At 44.7% G+C, this 15,620-nt stretch carries 18 protein-coding genes and 2 pseudogenes; 6 read left to right on the forward strand and 14 right to left on the reverse strand.

All coding sequences use genetic code 11. The features are described from left to right. Positions 1-77: 77 nt before the first annotated feature. Both L3D05_RS03690 and L3D05_RS03695 read right to left on the reverse strand, forming a co-directional pair. Positions 78-1,001, reverse strand: a complete 924-nt coding sequence (locus L3D05_RS03690) for a hypothetical protein (RefSeq protein WP_239614630.1) — start codon at positions 999-1,001, stop codon at positions 78-80. Positions 1,002-1,131: 130 nt separating this feature from the next. Further along, entirely contained in the window at positions 1,132-1,866 is a 735-nt protein-coding gene (locus L3D05_RS03695; RefSeq protein ID WP_239614631.1) for a stalk domain-containing protein, read from the reverse strand. 54 nt (positions 1,867-1,920) lie between these two features. Here L3D05_RS03695 and L3D05_RS03700 point away from each other — a divergent pair, with 54 nt between their 5' ends. Next, entirely contained in the window at positions 1,921-2,505 is a 585-nt protein-coding gene (locus tag L3D05_RS03700; RefSeq protein WP_239614632.1) for a TetR/AcrR family transcriptional regulator, read from the forward strand. Between the two features lie 7 nt (positions 2,506-2,512). Further along, positions 2,513-3,259, forward strand: coding sequence for a type I methionyl aminopeptidase (gene map / locus L3D05_RS03705; protein ID WP_239614633.1), 747 nt, complete (start codon positions 2,513-2,515; stop codon positions 3,257-3,259). Positions 3,260-3,291: 32 nt separating this feature from the next. Here map and L3D05_RS03710 read toward each other — a convergent pair. The 10 genes and pseudogenes from L3D05_RS03710 to L3D05_RS03755 all read right to left on the reverse strand — a co-directional run. Further along, positions 3,292-3,482: pseudogene (locus L3D05_RS03710) on the reverse strand (IS5/IS1182 family transposase); the annotation flags it as partial. A gap of 67 nt (positions 3,483-3,549) precedes the next feature. Continuing rightward, complete coding sequence (locus tag L3D05_RS03715; RefSeq protein ID WP_239614634.1) at positions 3,550-4,017, reverse strand: hypothetical protein; 468 nt, start codon at positions 4,015-4,017, stop codon at positions 3,550-3,552. Positions 4,018-4,029: 12 nt separating this feature from the next. Further along, the gene (locus tag L3D05_RS03720; protein ID WP_239614635.1) at positions 4,030-4,533 is read right to left on the reverse strand and encodes a YfbM family protein; all 504 of its coding nucleotides are present in this window, start codon (positions 4,531-4,533) and stop codon (positions 4,030-4,032) included. Positions 4,534-4,555: 22 nt separating this feature from the next. Beyond that, positions 4,556-5,005 (reverse strand): SMI1/KNR4 family protein, encoded by a 450-nt coding sequence (locus tag L3D05_RS03725; RefSeq protein WP_239614636.1) that lies wholly within the window; start codon positions 5,003-5,005, stop codon positions 4,556-4,558. An 18-nt stretch (positions 5,006-5,023) separates the two neighbouring features. Continuing rightward, entirely contained in the window at positions 5,024-6,013 is a 990-nt protein-coding gene (locus L3D05_RS03730) for a hypothetical protein (protein WP_239614637.1), read from the reverse strand. A gap of 433 nt (positions 6,014-6,446) precedes the next feature. Next, positions 6,447-6,935: an imm68 putative immunity domain-containing protein gene (locus L3D05_RS03735; protein ID WP_239614638.1), complete on the reverse strand. Its 489-nt coding sequence runs from the start codon at positions 6,933-6,935 to the stop codon at positions 6,447-6,449. Between the two features lie 236 nt (positions 6,936-7,171). Beyond that, positions 7,172-7,558 carry a DUF5713 family protein gene (locus L3D05_RS03740; RefSeq protein ID WP_439647926.1) on the reverse strand — a complete coding sequence of 129 codons (387 nt, stop codon included), beginning with the start codon at positions 7,556-7,558 and terminating at the stop codon, positions 7,172-7,174. Between the two features lie 169 nt (positions 7,559-7,727). Further along, on the reverse strand, positions 7,728-8,483 hold the full coding sequence (locus L3D05_RS03745; protein WP_239614639.1) for an Imm51 family immunity protein: 756 nt from the start codon (positions 8,481-8,483) through the stop codon (positions 7,728-7,730). A gap of 132 nt (positions 8,484-8,615) precedes the next feature. Further along, the gene (locus L3D05_RS03750; RefSeq protein WP_239614640.1) at positions 8,616-9,446 is read right to left on the reverse strand and encodes an alpha/beta fold hydrolase; all 831 of its coding nucleotides are present in this window, start codon (positions 9,444-9,446) and stop codon (positions 8,616-8,618) included. A gap of 590 nt (positions 9,447-10,036) precedes the next feature. Next, positions 10,037-11,902 carry a terpene cyclase/mutase family protein gene (locus tag L3D05_RS03755; RefSeq protein WP_239614641.1) on the reverse strand — a complete coding sequence of 622 codons (1,866 nt, stop codon included), beginning with the start codon at positions 11,900-11,902 and terminating at the stop codon, positions 10,037-10,039. 246 nt (positions 11,903-12,148) lie between these two features. On the opposite strand from L3D05_RS03755, the gene L3D05_RS03760 reads away from it, so the two are divergent. The 4 genes from L3D05_RS03760 (at position 12,149) to L3D05_RS03775 (ending at position 13,694) form a co-directional block, all read left to right on the forward strand. Further along, the gene (locus L3D05_RS03760; protein WP_239614642.1) at positions 12,149-12,283 is read left to right on the forward strand and encodes a sporulation protein YjcZ; all 135 of its coding nucleotides are present in this window, start codon (positions 12,149-12,151) and stop codon (positions 12,281-12,283) included. A 270-nt stretch (positions 12,284-12,553) separates the two neighbouring features. Further along, positions 12,554-12,784 (forward strand): hypothetical protein, encoded by a 231-nt coding sequence (locus tag L3D05_RS03765; RefSeq protein WP_239614643.1) that lies wholly within the window; start codon positions 12,554-12,556, stop codon positions 12,782-12,784. Between the two features lie 236 nt (positions 12,785-13,020). Continuing rightward, positions 13,021-13,155, forward strand: coding sequence for a sporulation protein YjcZ (locus L3D05_RS03770; protein ID WP_239614644.1), 135 nt, complete (start codon positions 13,021-13,023; stop codon positions 13,153-13,155). Positions 13,156-13,400: 245 nt separating this feature from the next. Continuing rightward, on the forward strand, positions 13,401-13,694 hold the full coding sequence (locus L3D05_RS03775; protein ID WP_239614645.1) for a hypothetical protein: 294 nt from the start codon (positions 13,401-13,403) through the stop codon (positions 13,692-13,694). A gap of 49 nt (positions 13,695-13,743) precedes the next feature. On the opposite strand, the pseudogene L3D05_RS03780 reads toward L3D05_RS03775, so the two are convergent. Beyond that, positions 13,744-13,956: pseudogene (locus tag L3D05_RS03780) on the reverse strand (cupin domain-containing protein); the annotation flags it as partial. A 6-nt stretch (positions 13,957-13,962) separates the two neighbouring features. Further along, positions 13,963-15,366 carry a WG repeat-containing protein gene (locus L3D05_RS03785; protein WP_239614646.1) on the reverse strand — a complete coding sequence of 468 codons (1,404 nt, stop codon included), beginning with the start codon at positions 15,364-15,366 and terminating at the stop codon, positions 13,963-13,965. Positions 15,367-15,620: the final 254 nt, after the last annotated feature.

The raw sequence follows: 15,620 nt of genomic DNA on the forward strand, positions 1-15,620 counted from the left end.
TGTCCGCGAACAAAACATATCGAGAGTACATTCTATTTAGACCAAGTCGCTTCAGCTGTGAGCGTCCGCCTTCCTGCTCAATTGCCTCTGCGGGAGGGATTCGCAAGAGGAGGAAGATTGTCCACCCAGTGCTCGTAACGGGCTTCATCCACCATTTTATCGTCATTTAAGTAGTCCTTGTAGGTCTGTAAGTACTCATTATCCGCTGAATGATTGTTCTGGCTATACTCGTCCAGCCATTGCGTGCCCTCTTCAATTCGGTTCAATAGCAGGTAAGCTGAGAGAAGCGAATCCAGACGCATATCATCGGGCTCCTTCTCGAAGGAGACCTGGCGATTATCCAGCTTTTCTTCCCAGTACTGGGTCGTCAATGCGGCACTCGCCTCGTAATGGTCGGACTGCCAGACATACACGGCGATAAGCGCGGGGAACAGCGGAATTTGACCATAAGACGGGAATCCGAACAACAAGGGATCTCCTTTGGCTTGATCGAAATAGAGCTCGACATTGTCTTGTACGGTTACTTTCATCTCACCATCGATCTCTTCAATAAGGATCACTGAGGGACCAGGACGATTGTCTACGAGTTCAAAAAGAAATGCAGCATGGTGATTGTAGACCAAAGAAGTTGACCAGGGCTCCCCATCGGTTTGCCCGCCAGCACCGCCTTCGAATGTTATCCCTTGCTTCTGACTGTCAAAAACAATATTGCCCTTCTTCATAATGGCAAAACGGGTGTAGTCGAACTCGCCCTTGTTCCAATATTGGACGGAATAATTCTGACCTTCCAGATCGAAGTCATCCGTATGGATTGGCTTCTCCTGGGTATTTATTGGTGGTGTTTCCGGTTCAAAAGCAGGTATATTGGCAGCAGGTACAGTAGCATTGTCTGCCAAGCTTGGTTCATTAACAATTTCCATATCCTGAGTACTTGTATCAGATCTACTACAAGCACACACCAATAAGGATACGACACATAATAACAGCAATGTCTTCTTCACAAATTTTCTACCCTTATCTCAAAATTATTTATTTTGTTTACTATTTCGCTTCAAATTATCATCAATTATATTATTTACCATTATATACCGAATGATGTGGGTGCACCATCCCATCGGGAATTTTATCAAGTTACTCTTCAATAAAGTAAGGAGAGAACGTCGCCTTGGCCGCCTCTAGCTTTCTACCGTTCATCGCCTCGTAGTGTTTTTTTAAGTCGCTTACTATTTTTTGCGTTTCGCTAGCGTTCTCCGAACTTAATCTTCCAGCCGTTTCATCTGCGTCTGCAGGCAGATCGAGAGTGAAATGCACCCACTTCCTATCCGTGATTTTCCATGTGCCCCCTTCTAGGCGAAGGGTAAATTTCGTTTCGACGCTCGACTTCAACGTCTGGGTTTCGGAGCGGTATCCGGCCGAGACGACGGCTTCTCGGGCCGTAGGATACGTGATGTCTCCCATCCAAAAATCGTAGCTTCTTCGGGGAAGTTTCCTCAGGTCGGAAGAATCCTCCCAGTAAATACGATCCGGATAATCCATCGTGAACAGATCCTCGACCGAGCCTTCTCCATTGAAAAAGGCCTCCAGTTTCTCCCGGATTTCACCGTCTTGCCCGAATCCGTGCTTGATCAAAGAAATTTGTTTTTTCGCTTGATCGTAGCGGATCGAATGCTCCAGCACCTCGCCCAAGGTTCGAAGCGGAACGAACACCCTGCCGTTCCTCGTCGCGGTCGGAACCGGGAAGCCGTAGCTACGTTCGTCAAATTCGAAAAGCTCGTCGTTCGCCCATACGCGTAACGTCGCTCCTTCGAATCGTCCGGTGATGGCTCCCGCGCCAACAGATAATTTGCATATCCCCGCCCCATGCATTACTATATTTATATCGACAAATTTGCAGGTCTATACAAGGAGGTTCACGCGCCCATGTGCCCTCGTACCAAAGAACAAAATGAGCTCATCCGCATGCAGCGTAGAGAACAGATCCTGGACGCCGCCGCGCGCGCCTACTTCCACACGGGCGGGAGCTTTGATATTCGCGACGTCGCCCGCGAGGCCGAGCTCGGTTACGGCACGGTATACCATTATTATCCCAACCGGCATTTATTAATAGAAGATGTGCTGGGCAGCGGCTTCGAGCGATGCGAGCAAGCCCTGGCAGAATGGGCTAACATCAGCGGCGGCAGCCCGGATGATAGGCAGCTGTTGACGTATTGCAAGGAGATGCTCTGGCTGTGGCAGTCGGACGCCCGCGCATATCTCGTCTACAAAATGGCGGCGGAACATTACGCAGGCTTGCCTGAGAAGGATCGGCACCCCACCAAGAGACGATTCATGGAACGGCTGTACGTTCCGCTCCAATCGATCGCCCAGCGCGAAGACGACAGCGTCAACCATATGCTTGCCGTGCTGGTTGGCTGTTGCGGGCTGCACTACTATGCGGGCACTTCTGAGTTGGACGTCGATCGAATCGCCAAGCTCGCGATGCAAGCTATTACGAAGGAGTCCTGAAACTAACATGGTCATCTTAAAAAGCAAGCATGAAATCGAAGCCATCCGCAAGGCATGCCAAGTGGTGGCCGAATGCCATCGCACGATCGCCCCGCTCATCAAACCGGGAATCACGACGAACGAGATTGAGCGCATCTTCGAGGACATTATCTTGAAGCACGGCGCCAAGCCCTACACGAAGGGCTACAAGGGCTATCAATATGCGACCTGTGCCTCCGTCAACGACGTGATCGCGCATGGCTTCCCTAGCGACAAGCCACTTGAGGAGGGCGATATCGTGACTATCGACACGGTCGCGGAACTCGACGGCTGGCTCGGCGATTCGGCCTGGAGCTATGCGGTCGGGAAGATCTCGCCGACGGCCGAGAAGCTGATGCGCGTCACGAAGGAATGCTTTGACCTCGGCATCGCACAGGCGCAGCCCGGCAATCGGCTTGGCGACGTAACCAGCGCCATCCAGCGGCATGCCGAATCGAACGGCTTCGGCGTCGTGCGTGACCTTCTTGCGCATGGCATTGGCCGGGACCTGCACGAGGAGCCGAATTATATGCATGTCGGCAAGCCCGGCAAAGGCCTCCGCATCAAGGAGGGCATGGTGTTCACGATCGAGCCCATGATCACCGAAGGCACCTACTTCATGACAATCGATCCGGACGGCTGGACCGCACGGACGATGGACAACAAGCTCGCCGCCCAATACGAGCATACTATCGCCATCACGGCTGAAGGTCCACAAATCCTGACCGCGCAATAGAATAATAGAAGCCGACCACCGAGATGGTCGACTTTTTTTTTACGAGTCCCTTGGGTAATCTGTGGATGTAATTTTGATACGAGGTGTAATTCATTTCCGTTTGCATACTGGATATATCTTTTTCAGAATAGGCTGTGTCTCCAATGACAGTATCAATTTCCATACCTGTTTCCCATGGGTATTCACGGCAGTAGTCCAGTTCATCTACTAATTCGTCTGTCGTTGTTTTGGGCGGAAATTTATCCTTCATGTATTCATTGATCTGGTACACTGCTTTTCGATGATTGTCTCTATTTTATCAATGTCATCTTAATATCTACAAGGGTATTCAAATTGATTTCAATGCTCATATCTTCATGTTCATTAATAGCAATTAAAGTTATATCTTTGATACTTAATTTTTTTATAGGATTTGTTGCATCAAAAAAGATACCCCAAACCAAATTGTCATTAGCATCTGTGCAAGCAATGAATCCTTCATTTCCCATTTGCCCATTTCCGCCATAGATTTTACCGCCTTGATAGTCAATACTCGTCCATGCATCAACCATTGTCCAGCATTCGGCGTCATATTTTTCAATACTCTCAATAGTTGTATCACACTGGGGAGAACAGTAAATTTTGCGCTCATTGTTGTTAGGATTGTAATATGTCGCGACATTTAAAATGATTATGTTGCCATTTGGAAAAGCGATGCAATTAATTCCTGGCAACTCACTTTGTTCAGCTGACCAATGTTTCATTATTAAGTTGTTCATAACTTTATCCTCTCATACCACGCTGAATATCACATGCTGTTTTGCTGCCAAAGCCTTTTCGTAAAAAGCAAGCAGAGCGCTGAATTCCCCCTTAAGCTCGTGCCACAGAGCTTCTTTGCGATTCTCCTCCCAAATGCGTGGATAGATGTTATTACTGCGAAAGGAGGCTAAATCAAAGCCAGACTCCAACTCGTCAAAGTCTACTTGCTTCATCGCCTGAATTATACCGGCCAGCTCATCCTGTTCGGTACAAGTAAAAAATCCGTCATCCTCCCCAACATCAAACACATGAACACATACCACGGATTCGCTAAGCCGGTTGCCTTCAATCGGTACACTTGCCGAAACACCAGTAAGCAAGAAATGTAGGCCGTCCCATAGCTTGTCTATCTCATAGCTCGGATTACCTGCTTCAATCAGCTCCTCCAGCGTATCCATCAGACCTTCGCCTTCCATCTCCATCATTTGCTCCAACGTATCCTCGCTTACCATCACGTATTGCCCGAGTCTCCCCATGCCTATCATCTCCGATTTAATTCTACTTTTCAAAATGGTTGACAATGCTGATCTGTTCCAAAATCAACTCGTCAAAACTGCCCACCAATTCCTCAAAAGGATCATCCCCGGCACAGTCATGGAGCAAAATCAACAACTGTCCTGTCTCCAAATCCTCCACAACCGTGCTGCCATCTCCCATGCCACCAACGGGAAAAAGCCGGCGGGGAGCTAGTTCGTACTCCCGCTCATACTCCTTGTAGTTTTCCACAAAAGAGGGATAAGCCCAGTCCAAATCACGGATCGAATTGATCCATGGGTCGAGAAAATGGCAGGATCCAAAATGGAGAAGGAGCCACCGATAGCTTGAGGGCAACCGACAATCATATTTTTCCTCAAAAGCAAGGATAGCCTCCTCCGTCTCCGGTGTTCGGTCTGTCCGCGCATAGGCTTCTTTCAACAGCTCCAGATTGTCCAGTAATTTATTGTCCACCTTGTTGCCCCTTCCGATTTATGTCTGTTGATGGAACAGGCACAGCGTGCGGCAATCCGTACAAATCTCGATATACAACGTACCTTCAGAGCCATCCATCAATACGTTCCATGGAAGCGCTGCGAGAAATTTCATGGTTTGACCACAGTCCGAGCATGTCGCGAATTGTGCGTCCTGCACCCAATCCGGCCAGCCTCCGATTGTGATGACCTCATCACCACCGCTAGCGTAATGATTCGGTACCGCCTCGGCACTAAGTGTGAGCTGATTCCGGCTCATCTCCAGAAGATCATCTTCCGAACAATAATTTTCCGTTAAGGGTGGCTCATATGGAATGATCTCACTACGACCATTTTCGTCATAGCACACAAACGTCTCTTCAGTGAATGTGATGCAATTCGGGCAGATGGGAATGGCCAGCACTCCATCAACCTTCAGAAAAGAAAATCGCTCATCAAGGCCGTCCAGCCGCAGAACATCGATCAACTGACAACCGCAATGCGGACAGTGCTGCTCCAATAATTGACCCGTTTTCGCTGCCTGATCGACGCCATCCCCTGGTAACATCGTGTAGCATCGTTCGAAGCACAATGAGCTGTGATTCCCCCGATCATCGAAATGCCAGCCACCATGATGGGCATAGACGGACGGATTCACATACAGCTTGCTGCGCCAGGGCAGCGGATTTCTCTCCAGCCTCAGGAATGCTTCCTGAACGACTTCATCGCCTTGCAGGGCGAGGCAGAGCAGCAAATGATTTGCTTCATCACATGCAGGATCAAAAAGACGCGAGAGCAGCTGATCCCGCACCTCGGGGGAAGCATTCCGATAGAGCTTAGCTGGATAGAAGATCCCCTTGTCGAACGCTGCTTGTGCAATTCGCGCAGTGTTGATGTCGTGATAGCCAAGCAACCCATTGAAATCTTGATAGACTTGATCCCACTTCCCGATCGTTTCAATATTCGAGATGATCGATTCGACCATTTTCTCCACTTCTTCTCTGCTCATAGCCTGGTAGGCTTCCCGCTGATTCTTATTTCGACAGCGATAACAGATTCCGTTAAAAAGAATAGATTTTCCGCATTCTTGGCATTGATTCGGTATCTGTTTTCTCAACATACTCACCTCTACTCTTTCAAGACTATTTGCTATTTTTTCTACCTCTTCGAATTCAGGCTCATATCCTTGTACAATAGCACCGTCATTTCAGCAAGTGCAGAAATTGGTCCATGCCATGCGTGTCCTCCTTGACGACAGGACTCACATCTCAGAGCATGCATCTTGCAATCCTTTTAAATAAAAAAACACCGCTTCGTTTGGTAACGTGAGGGTGTCGAAGTCACACACTTATGATACGGTTCAGCATTTCGGATCTATCGGCGCAAAATCCCGCGCGGTGCGAAATCGCTAAACCTTCCCATATTCATAGGCTAAGACCAACTTATATAAGCTCATCTGCGATCATTTTTGCCTTTTCCGCAAGCTCCCTCATATCAGCAGCTGGAACAAGCTCGGCTAAATCGTAGGACAGCGGATTACGGGAAAACTTGTTCAAATCATCCCGAAGCAGGTTTCTTTTTTCTTCGGAGGCATCAATATAAAGTTTGCACGGCTTCCTACTCTCATCCAAATCATGCAAATCGACATAGCCTGATTTAAGACACTCCAACACAATGGCTGAAAGATCGATTAGAGCACCGCAGGCAATATCAAGTTCTACCCGAAACATGCCGTTAGCACTTCTCCTATCAAATCCAATATTACCGCCGTTTTTCAAGTCTCCCTCCGAAAGCAGAACATCGAAACCCAAGTCCTTTAAAATCTGATTAAACGTCACATCCGTTAAGTCCAATTGTTCCAAATAGTCTATTAATGCAAGCGAATCATCGGAACCGCCAATTAAATCTCCCCACCATTTGCTTATGTACATGCTCTTCTCCACCTTCTTTATAGTTATTGTAATTTTCCAAATAAGATAGTTTCACTATACAAGAGGTGAAAATATGTAAACAGCTACTTGTTGAGGACTAATAAGTTAGTGTCATTACCAAAAACCTCAGCACTCCACGTTCCCATACGCTCAGCACCTCTGCTAGGAAACGCAAAGAAATCATGCGAAAAAAATGGATTGATTCAGAGTAGTTTGTATTATTTTTCTCCAACAAACTACCAATCACGTTCACGAATGGCTACTTCTGTATCTATTTCGATACCAAAAAAGGCTAAAATATCTTCAACTGTTTGTGCAATTGATTCTCTCGCAACTGTTTCAATTTCGCTGTCATTTTCGTCAAACTCTTCTGCAAGATCATTGATTGTATTGATGGCTAAATCAAGCTTTGATTGAATTTCTTCGATATCTTGATTTCCTTGTTCCAAAAACTCAACAACTTTAACTAGTTCAGCTTTAACTTTATCCACAAGAAAGTTAGGGAAATATCCATCAATATACATATCTTTTAAATATTCAAAGGGAACTTCATTTGCTTCGTTAACCGCAGTTTGTTCGTTCATAACGTTCAATGCGGCAGATTGCATAAGGTCTTTTTCCATCACTCTTCCTCTTTTCGTTTTTGTGTCCCTAGACAATTACCTGGGCATTCTTGCCGAAGCGTATGGGTGTAATATCCCGCAAATAGGAGACCTTTAACTCAAAGGTCTCCTGACATTGATCCGCTGCCGGGCATATCGATCGTTCGAGCGGGCAATGTTCTACCCACCCTTAGTCCAACTCCGCACGGGAAAATAAATCGCGTATCAAGGTATCATCCTCACAAGCAGCCTTAAAACCTAGAGCAAACCTCTCCAGCGCTTCGCCGTCCGTCGAGTAAGCGCAGAACATACTCCCCTCAGGATCAAATTGGATCTGAGCTGCCAACTCCGGCATGATTTCCTCGATGAAAACAGCGGCCAAAGAACCCCAGTCATAACCGTTTCCTTCAAATCCCTCGTCAGCACGTTCCGCAAAAACCTCATTTTTATAGCTCCCCACATTCAAAATCAGTGACACCGAACTCGCGTGAACTACCCATTGGAAGGGTAGAAGGAGTTCTGAATCCGGAGATGGGGCATACTTTTGCGAGGATGTGATGACCGGGTCAACTGTACTCTTCTTATTCAACTGGCTTCCAAGGCTTGTTTTGGACATCTGCACGAATTTGGAGGCCTGCTTGTCTGCTGGATTCAATTGATACGCTATCTCAAACTGTTGCAACGCTTCCTCATATTTTCCCGAATAGTAGTATGCATAACCTAAACGAAAATGCCACAGGGAATCCTCTTTACCCTGATCCTGAACGGATAATAGCATGCTGATAGCTTTATCATAATCATCTAGATTGTTATAAGCGCGTGCTAGATGACCCGTGAGTTCATAGTCTATTTCCGTGTCGGGCAATGCCGCGATCTCGTCTATAATCTTTTGATGATCCCCCTTGTCAAACCATCTGTTTAATTGTATTAATCGTTCTTCTTTCATGGATAGGTATCCCCTCTCATAGCACGCTGGATATTAATGGATGATACAAAACACTTCCATATTATATCAGAAAAACTTGCATTATCTGACAAATGACCACAAAAAAGCTCAAGCAATTTATGCTTGAGCAGATTAATCCCGACTCGCATCGTATATCTTTTGCGCCAAATACGCCGGTCTAGTGCGCGTATCCGTAAAGTGGTCCCCATCGCCAACGATTAGGCGGAATAAACCGAGTCGTGTTGACATATGGGGATTCCAACCGTAGCCCTCCCCTTGAGGCAATACATTATCTTGGAAGAAATACACATAACTTTTGGGGATTTGTAGCGCATAGAACGCTTTGAGATCGAGATTCTCGAAAAGCGGTTTAGCCGGTTCCGGAGCAACACTTGCATAAAAAAGTTTAGCATCATTGGTGGTGGCTGTATTTACGAACAATGCTCGGAATGTCTCAAACGGAAGCATGATTGTATCATCATCTGACATCTTTCTGAGCTCTTCAAAACCTTGTCTCGTTTGGGGCGGTAATTCGTCAGCAAGCGATTCGCCGTCTTTTAATACAAAAGCATCCCAGAAGACCAAGCGCTTGATACGATCGGGTACCTGTTCGGAAACCTTTTGAATGACTGTTCCACCAAAGCTGTGCCCAACGAGAATAAAGTCGTGCAGGTTCAACTGTTTTATATAATCAACGACTGATTTCGTAATCATAGCATGCGTGACTTTTTTATTTGAATCAGTTCCATGGCCTGCGTATTCTGGAGTGTAGACTATGTTCCCTTGACTACGCAGTACTGCAGCTACGCCGTCCCAAAAATGAACATCTGCCCAGGAACCATGCACAAGTACGAAGGTTAGCCGCTGAGGCGGTTCGGAATAAGGATTATAATACTGTCCCTGTGGTATGAACCGATAATTAGGATTTGGAATTTGATAATTCCCCGAAGAATAAGGAAACACGAACAACTTCCTCTCATAAACGACATAATTGAGCTTATGCCTACCGCGTCTTAAAGATTCACGTTCCAATAGGTATTAACGACCGATTCAGTGTTCTTCTACTTGACATTCGGCTAAGTACCCAAAACAAAGAGCTGCCCATTAGACAGCTCCATTTAACTTTAAACGCTACCAAATTCCATGGATTAAATTCCACATCCGTCTACGATGACAAGGATTTTCAGGATCTATGCTGCAATTCATCAGCCACTGGGCGGCATTCTCTCTTTGTTCGGGTGTGACCGGTACTCCTAAACAATCGGATAGCCGATCAATCATCTGGCAGCATTTACCATGGTCTCTTAAATCTTGAAGTCGATGGGACCTAAGAATTCCGCAAACACGGTGGAAATTCATAGGGTGCATGAATTTGCACCGAAACGTTCTCATTAAATGCGGGTCAAGGTAAGCCATAATATCCCCAATTTCTCCTTTCGTATTGATCATTTTTCTCGCCATCAACGGCTTTCTCCCGCTTTGTGGCGGTTAGTTTAGCATATGTGATCGTCCAGAAAGGGGGCAGGGCTGCTTTCTCATACAAGTGAAATTGATTATATACAGTAGCCTTTGTATTTCTTCATATAGTGACTCAAGGTGAGCAATGGCCAAATAAGGGGATAACTGTGATAATGAATATAGAAATGCCCGGGCAGGCCGGCACCGGTTGGGTAAGATGATCGTTTGCTTTTCTGCCTGTTCCATTCCATTAAGTTGGCCAGTCCTTTATTGATCTCATCGGTTGGCTGATCATGGACGGCAATGAGGGTATCGAGTGCCCAGGCCGTGTGAACCACCGTAGAGTAAGAAGTAGGAATATACCTTTTGTGTATATCGCTCTTGCAAGACTCGCCCCACCCGCCGTCCAATTGCCTGATCTTTAACAGCCAATCAATCGCTTGTCGAATGATCGGATGATCGGCAGACATCCCGACTGCTCTCATCCCGGTGACAGCTGCCCATGTCCCATAGATGAAGGAAATTCCCCACCGACCATACCATGATCCATCTTTTTTTTGATTTTTGATAAGCCAATGTACGCTGTCTTGAACCCGGAGATGAGTCGTTGTCAACTTTAAGTGACTGCCCATAAATTCAAGGGTACGACCTGTGACATCCGCAGCAGAAGGATCTACAGCCGTATCAGCAAAATTCTGTATACGGAATGGGCGAGTCATAGATGGAATGCTGTTCTTTTCAAAGGCTGCCCAGCCTCCATCATCATTTTGCATTCCTAACAACCAGTTAACTCCTGTTCTCCACGCCTCTCGATAGTCTAATTGATCGTCTGCAAATCGCGAAAGCGCCCGCAAGACGGCTTGCGTATCATCCACATCCGGAATAGCGGTGCTGCAGTCAGAAAATCCCCATCCCCCTGCGAGGTGAACAAGATTGCTCCCTCCCCCCTCCTTTAGATCTCTTTGCCGAAGAGCAAGTAAATATTGAGCAGCATTCTGAATCGCTGGATCTTCTGTCGTTAGTCCCGCTTCCTGTAAAGAATGGCAGATCAGTGCCGTGTCCCATACCGTAGAAGGAGAGTTCTGAATATGGACCTCATCGTTTAATCGGTATCCAAAAGAGGTTAACCCCTTAATGGCATGCTGAATAACAGGAGAATCATGCTGGTAGCCGAGAGACAGTAAAGCATAAATCATGAAAAAGGTAGCGCTCGCATAACTGCTTAGAGTACCGTCCTGCACTATATTTTGCAGCATATAACGCTCCGCTTTCTTAATTGCCGCCTTAGAGATAGGGTTCGCTGGCCAACGTTTCAAAAATAAATGTAACCAACGCCCCTTTTTATCCAGTCTCCTGAATTTACGAGTTACAAATAAGTGAGTGATACCCGGCGCGGATGGCTTCCTAAGCGAGAATTTTCGGTAGCAAAGAATTAATATGGGGGCAAAATGAGTGCGGATATAGGAGCTCCATCTGTAAAAGCTAAAGGGGATAAACCTAGGGATATGCAATAAAAATAGCGGAATCGGATAAATGGCAGGCCAGGGATAAAGTTGATTTAACGCCAGCATGAATTTGGTGGAAATATGAGCATTCTCAACTCCGCCGTTTCGAAGGATAAAGGTTTCGGCCAATTTCATATGGTCGTCATGTAGATCTGAATAACCAGAAAGCAGCAGCCCGGTATAAGCCTCGATCGTAGAAGAGAGATGACCTTCATCATCGTCATACTGTTTCCATGCTCCACTCGCTGCCTGTTTGTTCAGCAAGCGCTGACCCAGCAATGGAATAAGCTCCTCTTTGTATGGGCTGTTAAGGGTGCTTAAGAGAATCATCATATAGGCATCTGTCACGGGTCCTGCTTCGAAACAATACCTCCAAGAACCGTTCACATGTTGTTCCATCTTCAGACGGCTGATGTATCGTTCAATTTCTAATTGTACTTTCTCCAGCAACTCCATATTAGCACCCCAAAACAGGCGGTTCACACCTTAGTTGGCACATACTATGTACGGTGTGATACTTTGGTAGAGGTTTTCACCTAGCAGGCTGATTTTCAATCATTTGCCTAGCTGAGCATTCGCTGTGGGCAGTTGTGCTTTAGCGGAACATTCATATGTCTGTGCGAATACACAGTCCGTATAATTACCTCCCCCATAAACTAACTATGTGATTAACAGTCACAATAAGTTTGGGTGGTGAAATCAATGGGTTATGGTGTTGGTGGTGTAGGTACTGGAAGTTGTGGAGGATACGGCGGCGGTATGGGCGCAGCTGCATTCGCACTTGTTTTATTCATTCTATTGGTAATTATCCTTCGTGCTGGAACTGGGATCTACTAAGAAGGAATTACCTCTCTGTTGTCACCATGTCCCAATACCCTGCTCCGTGTGAATGTGATGGCAAATACAGTAAGCAAATTCCCGCCAGCCAATCGGCCAAGCGGGGATTTTTTTTATACGAAAAAGAACACTACCCGAAGTCAACGGGCTTATCTAATTTTCATTGTATATATGCGGATTAATGATGAACCTGTGTGAATGCACTGGCGGTATGCTTATCCACTCATATTATAGGAGTGGTTGCAATCACAAAAGACAGGTGGTGAAAATATGACAGTTCCGAAAAAACTTCTGAAAACAAAAACTGCTCGCACAAAATTAAACAAAAATAAAAATCAAAAAAATGTCCATACAAGCGCAAAAAAGATTAAAACCACAAAACTTGTGCATACGAAAGCTTTTTTCCCTTTTGGATTCGAACGTTTTGAGCCATTCGACCGATTCGAGCGTTTTGAACCATTTGATCGTTTTGGGTTTTTTACGCCATTCTTTTTCTTTTAATGAGGCTTCCAGGATTTCTTCTAAACAAACTCTTAATAATCAAAATCCCTGCTCAGCCCAATGACTGAAGTGTTTTGTTTTGGGTATATAAAAAGCCAGAGAGCTAAAGCCCCTCGGGCATTCTTATGCTCTAGCGGAAAAAGCACATGTCTGTGTGAATGCTCTGACCGTATGTTTGTCTCAACATAAACTAACCGTGTGATAAACAATCACAATAAAAATTGGTGGTGATTTCCGTGGGTTGTGGTGTTGGTGGTGTAGGTACCGGAAGTTGTGGAGGATACGGCGGCGGTATGGGTGCAGCTGCATTCGCACTTGTTTTATTCATTCTTTTGGTAATTATCCTTCGTGCTGGAACTGGGATCTACTAAGCAGTATTGAAACCCTCCGGCTTCTTCTTACCCCATCATGATTGGCTACATGATGGGGCTTTTTTTATTTCGAAATATCGATAATCCAGAGTCACGATGGGATTTCGATGGTGAAAAAACTAGGAAATCAGGCAACAAAAATCGACGATCATAACATCGGAGAATTAGTATACATTTTTAAATGATGCACGGGGCCAGTTATAAGGAGGAGTTTCTTTTTAAGAAAAAATTATGGGAAGGATGAAATGATGAGAGAACTGAAGAATATGGGGAAGCGTACAGAAGAGTTGGAGAAAACACCTTCCGACTCTTTTGAAACATTGTTCTTTCCTTCATTTATGAAGAAATTCACAGTCTTCACATCATTTAAGGAAATGTTAGTCGCCGGGGGATTTGAAGTCAGCTGTGAGGAAGACTTTCAAAACATCCCTGGCGACTTATTTGACGAACACATAGCAAATCATACTTTTTTCGACAACTGGCAAGAGATGTTGAACACGGCCAAGCTAGAGTATGTCGCCCGAAAACTTGATATCTAGGTTTTAAGTTTGCAACTGTGCCCCCCCTGTTCTGTTGCTGACTTGGGTATTAGGAATACCAAGGATGATTTACTATATATGATTTTTCCTTTCGCAATGCGTTCATTAATTCTGGTCCTACATTAAGGTTACTCTGTACGATTTGATGAGGTGTAAGCGCCATCTACTGAATAAGCGAAACATCTTCAAAGCGGTCACTCTTAAATATCTCCATAACCCAAAGGCTTTTATCACCGGTATTCTGAATATAGTGACCATTTGCTAGGCCTTAATCAGCAGGTTTTTTCAGTGGGTTTGAGATAAAATTGTACTTCCATTCCTCTCTTTGAACCAGTGCAAACCCATTTTGAAAATCATTTACAGTAGCATACTGTGGGGTTATTATTATTTCTCCGATTTTGTTTATAAACCCCCATTTCCCCTCTATTTCAACAGCTGCGAGCCCTTCACTATAATCCTTTATATCATTATATTGAGGTTTAACAATTACGGTTCCACTCCTGTTTACAAGGCCACGTTTTCCAGATTGTTGAATCATGATCAAACCTTCATGCAAGGGCTGAATTTTATCATACACGGGCTTCAAGATTACTTTTCCGGTTTTATCAATGAGACCCATTTTTAAATCATTCTGAACAATTGCGATTCCGTCTTGAAAATCAAATACGTCATCGAATTGAGGTTTTACGATTACTTTTCCAGTTTTATCAATAAAACCCCATTTCCTTTCTTTATTCATTACCCCAGCCATACCATCACTAAAAAAATGCGCCCAAGTGTACTGAGGCTTAATAACCTCTTTTCCTTGTGTATCGATAAATCCAAATTTCGAACCCTTACTAAATAAAGCCATTCCATTACTAAAATCAAACGCAAAATCATAACGAGTCTTCAAGACAATCTTACCTGTTTTATCAATAAATAAAGGATTTCGGTCTCTATTATCGTTAGCTACCAGTGCCAATCCTTCTGTGAAATAGTTAACCACGATACGATCAACACCGCCCACACTATTATATTGAGGTTTTATAACCTCTCTACCGGTATGGTCAATAAATCCCCATTTCCCATTCTTATAAACTGCAGCCATTCCTCCAACGAAAGATCCAATTCTCACGTATTGTGGCTTTATAATTTCTTTGCCGGTTTTATCAATGAATCCCCATTTATCATCTTTCCTCACTTTTGCAATTCCGTTTTTGAAAGAATCAACTTCGTTATAACGAGGTGTTACAATTTCTTTTCCAGTTTTATCAATAAATCCCCACTTATCATTCTTTTTCACTTCAGCTATACCTTCGCTAAAATCATAAACCCAATCATATTGTGGTTTTACAATCTCTCTGCCGGTTATGTCTACAAACCCTTTTTTTCCCTCTTTCTCGACCCTCGCAAAACTTTCAACAAATCCAGTCGCCCAATCATATTGTGGCTCAACGATAAATTTACCTGACCTATCAATAAAGCCATATTTTGCACCTTCAAGAATGTACCATAGCTTAAGACTCCATTTTCCACCGGTGGCAACCATTGCAATTCCCTCTTCACTAAAGTCACTGGCGTAAGAAAACTCAGGTTCAATATTATAAGGAATGGATTCATTAGCTACCGCAATTGTTATGTTACTAAGCATCATGAAAATACATATCAAAATTAATAGTCTCTTCTTCAAATGGCTCATTTCCTTTTTTTATTAGATTTTGGTTTACGACGTTAAATAATTACAATTATCGCATATTTATGAAACCTCGGTCTACTCGATAATTCGGGAATGGGCTCAAGTTCTTGTCATTGGCGATGACAAGAACTTGAGCCCATAAATAGAAAAAGCCGCGATTTACGCGGCACCTAATGAGATAAAGTTCGCTTGAATCCTCTCGGATCGCGAACAAAAGCCTTTGCGGACACTCATTCCGCAAAGGCTTT

This window comes from Cohnella mopanensis, assembly GCF_022352055.1.
GTDB classification, from domain to species: Bacteria; Bacillota; Bacilli; order Paenibacillales; family Paenibacillaceae; genus Cohnella; species Cohnella mopanensis.

What these genes read in the sequence shown, in the direction of transcription:
- L3D05_RS03695 (WP_239614631.1), bottom strand. Translation starts at nt 1,866, where the DNA reads ATGCATGGGGCGGGGATATGCAAATTATCTGTTGGCGCGGGAGCCATC.
- L3D05_RS03715 (WP_239614634.1), bottom strand. Translation starts at nt 4,017, where the DNA reads ATGAACAACTTAATAATGAAACATTGGTCAGCTGAACAAAGTGAGTTG.
- map (WP_239614633.1), top strand. Translation starts at nt 2,513, where the DNA reads ATGGTCATCTTAAAAAGCAAGCATGAAATCGAAGCCATCCGCAAGGCA.
- L3D05_RS03765 (WP_239614643.1), top strand. Translation starts at nt 12,554, where the DNA reads ATGACAGTTCCGAAAAAACTTCTGAAAACAAAAACTGCTCGCACAAAA.
- L3D05_RS03745 (WP_239614639.1), bottom strand. Translation starts at nt 8,483, where the DNA reads ATGAAAGAAGAACGATTAATACAATTAAACAGATGGTTTGACAAGGGG.
- L3D05_RS03775 (WP_239614645.1), top strand. Translation starts at nt 13,401, where the DNA reads ATGATGAGAGAACTGAAGAATATGGGGAAGCGTACAGAAGAGTTGGAG.
- L3D05_RS03735 (WP_239614638.1), bottom strand. Translation starts at nt 6,935, where the DNA reads ATGTACATAAGCAAATGGTGGGGAGATTTAATTGGCGGTTCCGATGAT.
- L3D05_RS03740 (WP_439647926.1), bottom strand. Translation starts at nt 7,558, where the DNA reads ATGGAAAAAGACCTTATGCAATCTGCCGCATTGAACGTTATGAACGAA.
- L3D05_RS03700 (WP_239614632.1), top strand. Translation starts at nt 1,921, where the DNA reads ATGTGCCCTCGTACCAAAGAACAAAATGAGCTCATCCGCATGCAGCGT.
- L3D05_RS03720 (WP_239614635.1), bottom strand. Translation starts at nt 4,533, where the DNA reads ATGGGGAGACTCGGGCAATACGTGATGGTAAGCGAGGATACGTTGGAG.
- L3D05_RS03760 (WP_239614642.1), top strand. Translation starts at nt 12,149, where the DNA reads ATGGGTTATGGTGTTGGTGGTGTAGGTACTGGAAGTTGTGGAGGATAC.
- L3D05_RS03755 (WP_239614641.1), bottom strand. Translation starts at nt 11,902, where the DNA reads ATGGAGTTGCTGGAGAAAGTACAATTAGAAATTGAACGATACATCAGC.
- L3D05_RS03730 (WP_239614637.1), bottom strand. Translation starts at nt 6,013, where the DNA reads ATGAGCAGAGAAGAAGTGGAGAAAATGGTCGAATCGATCATCTCGAAT.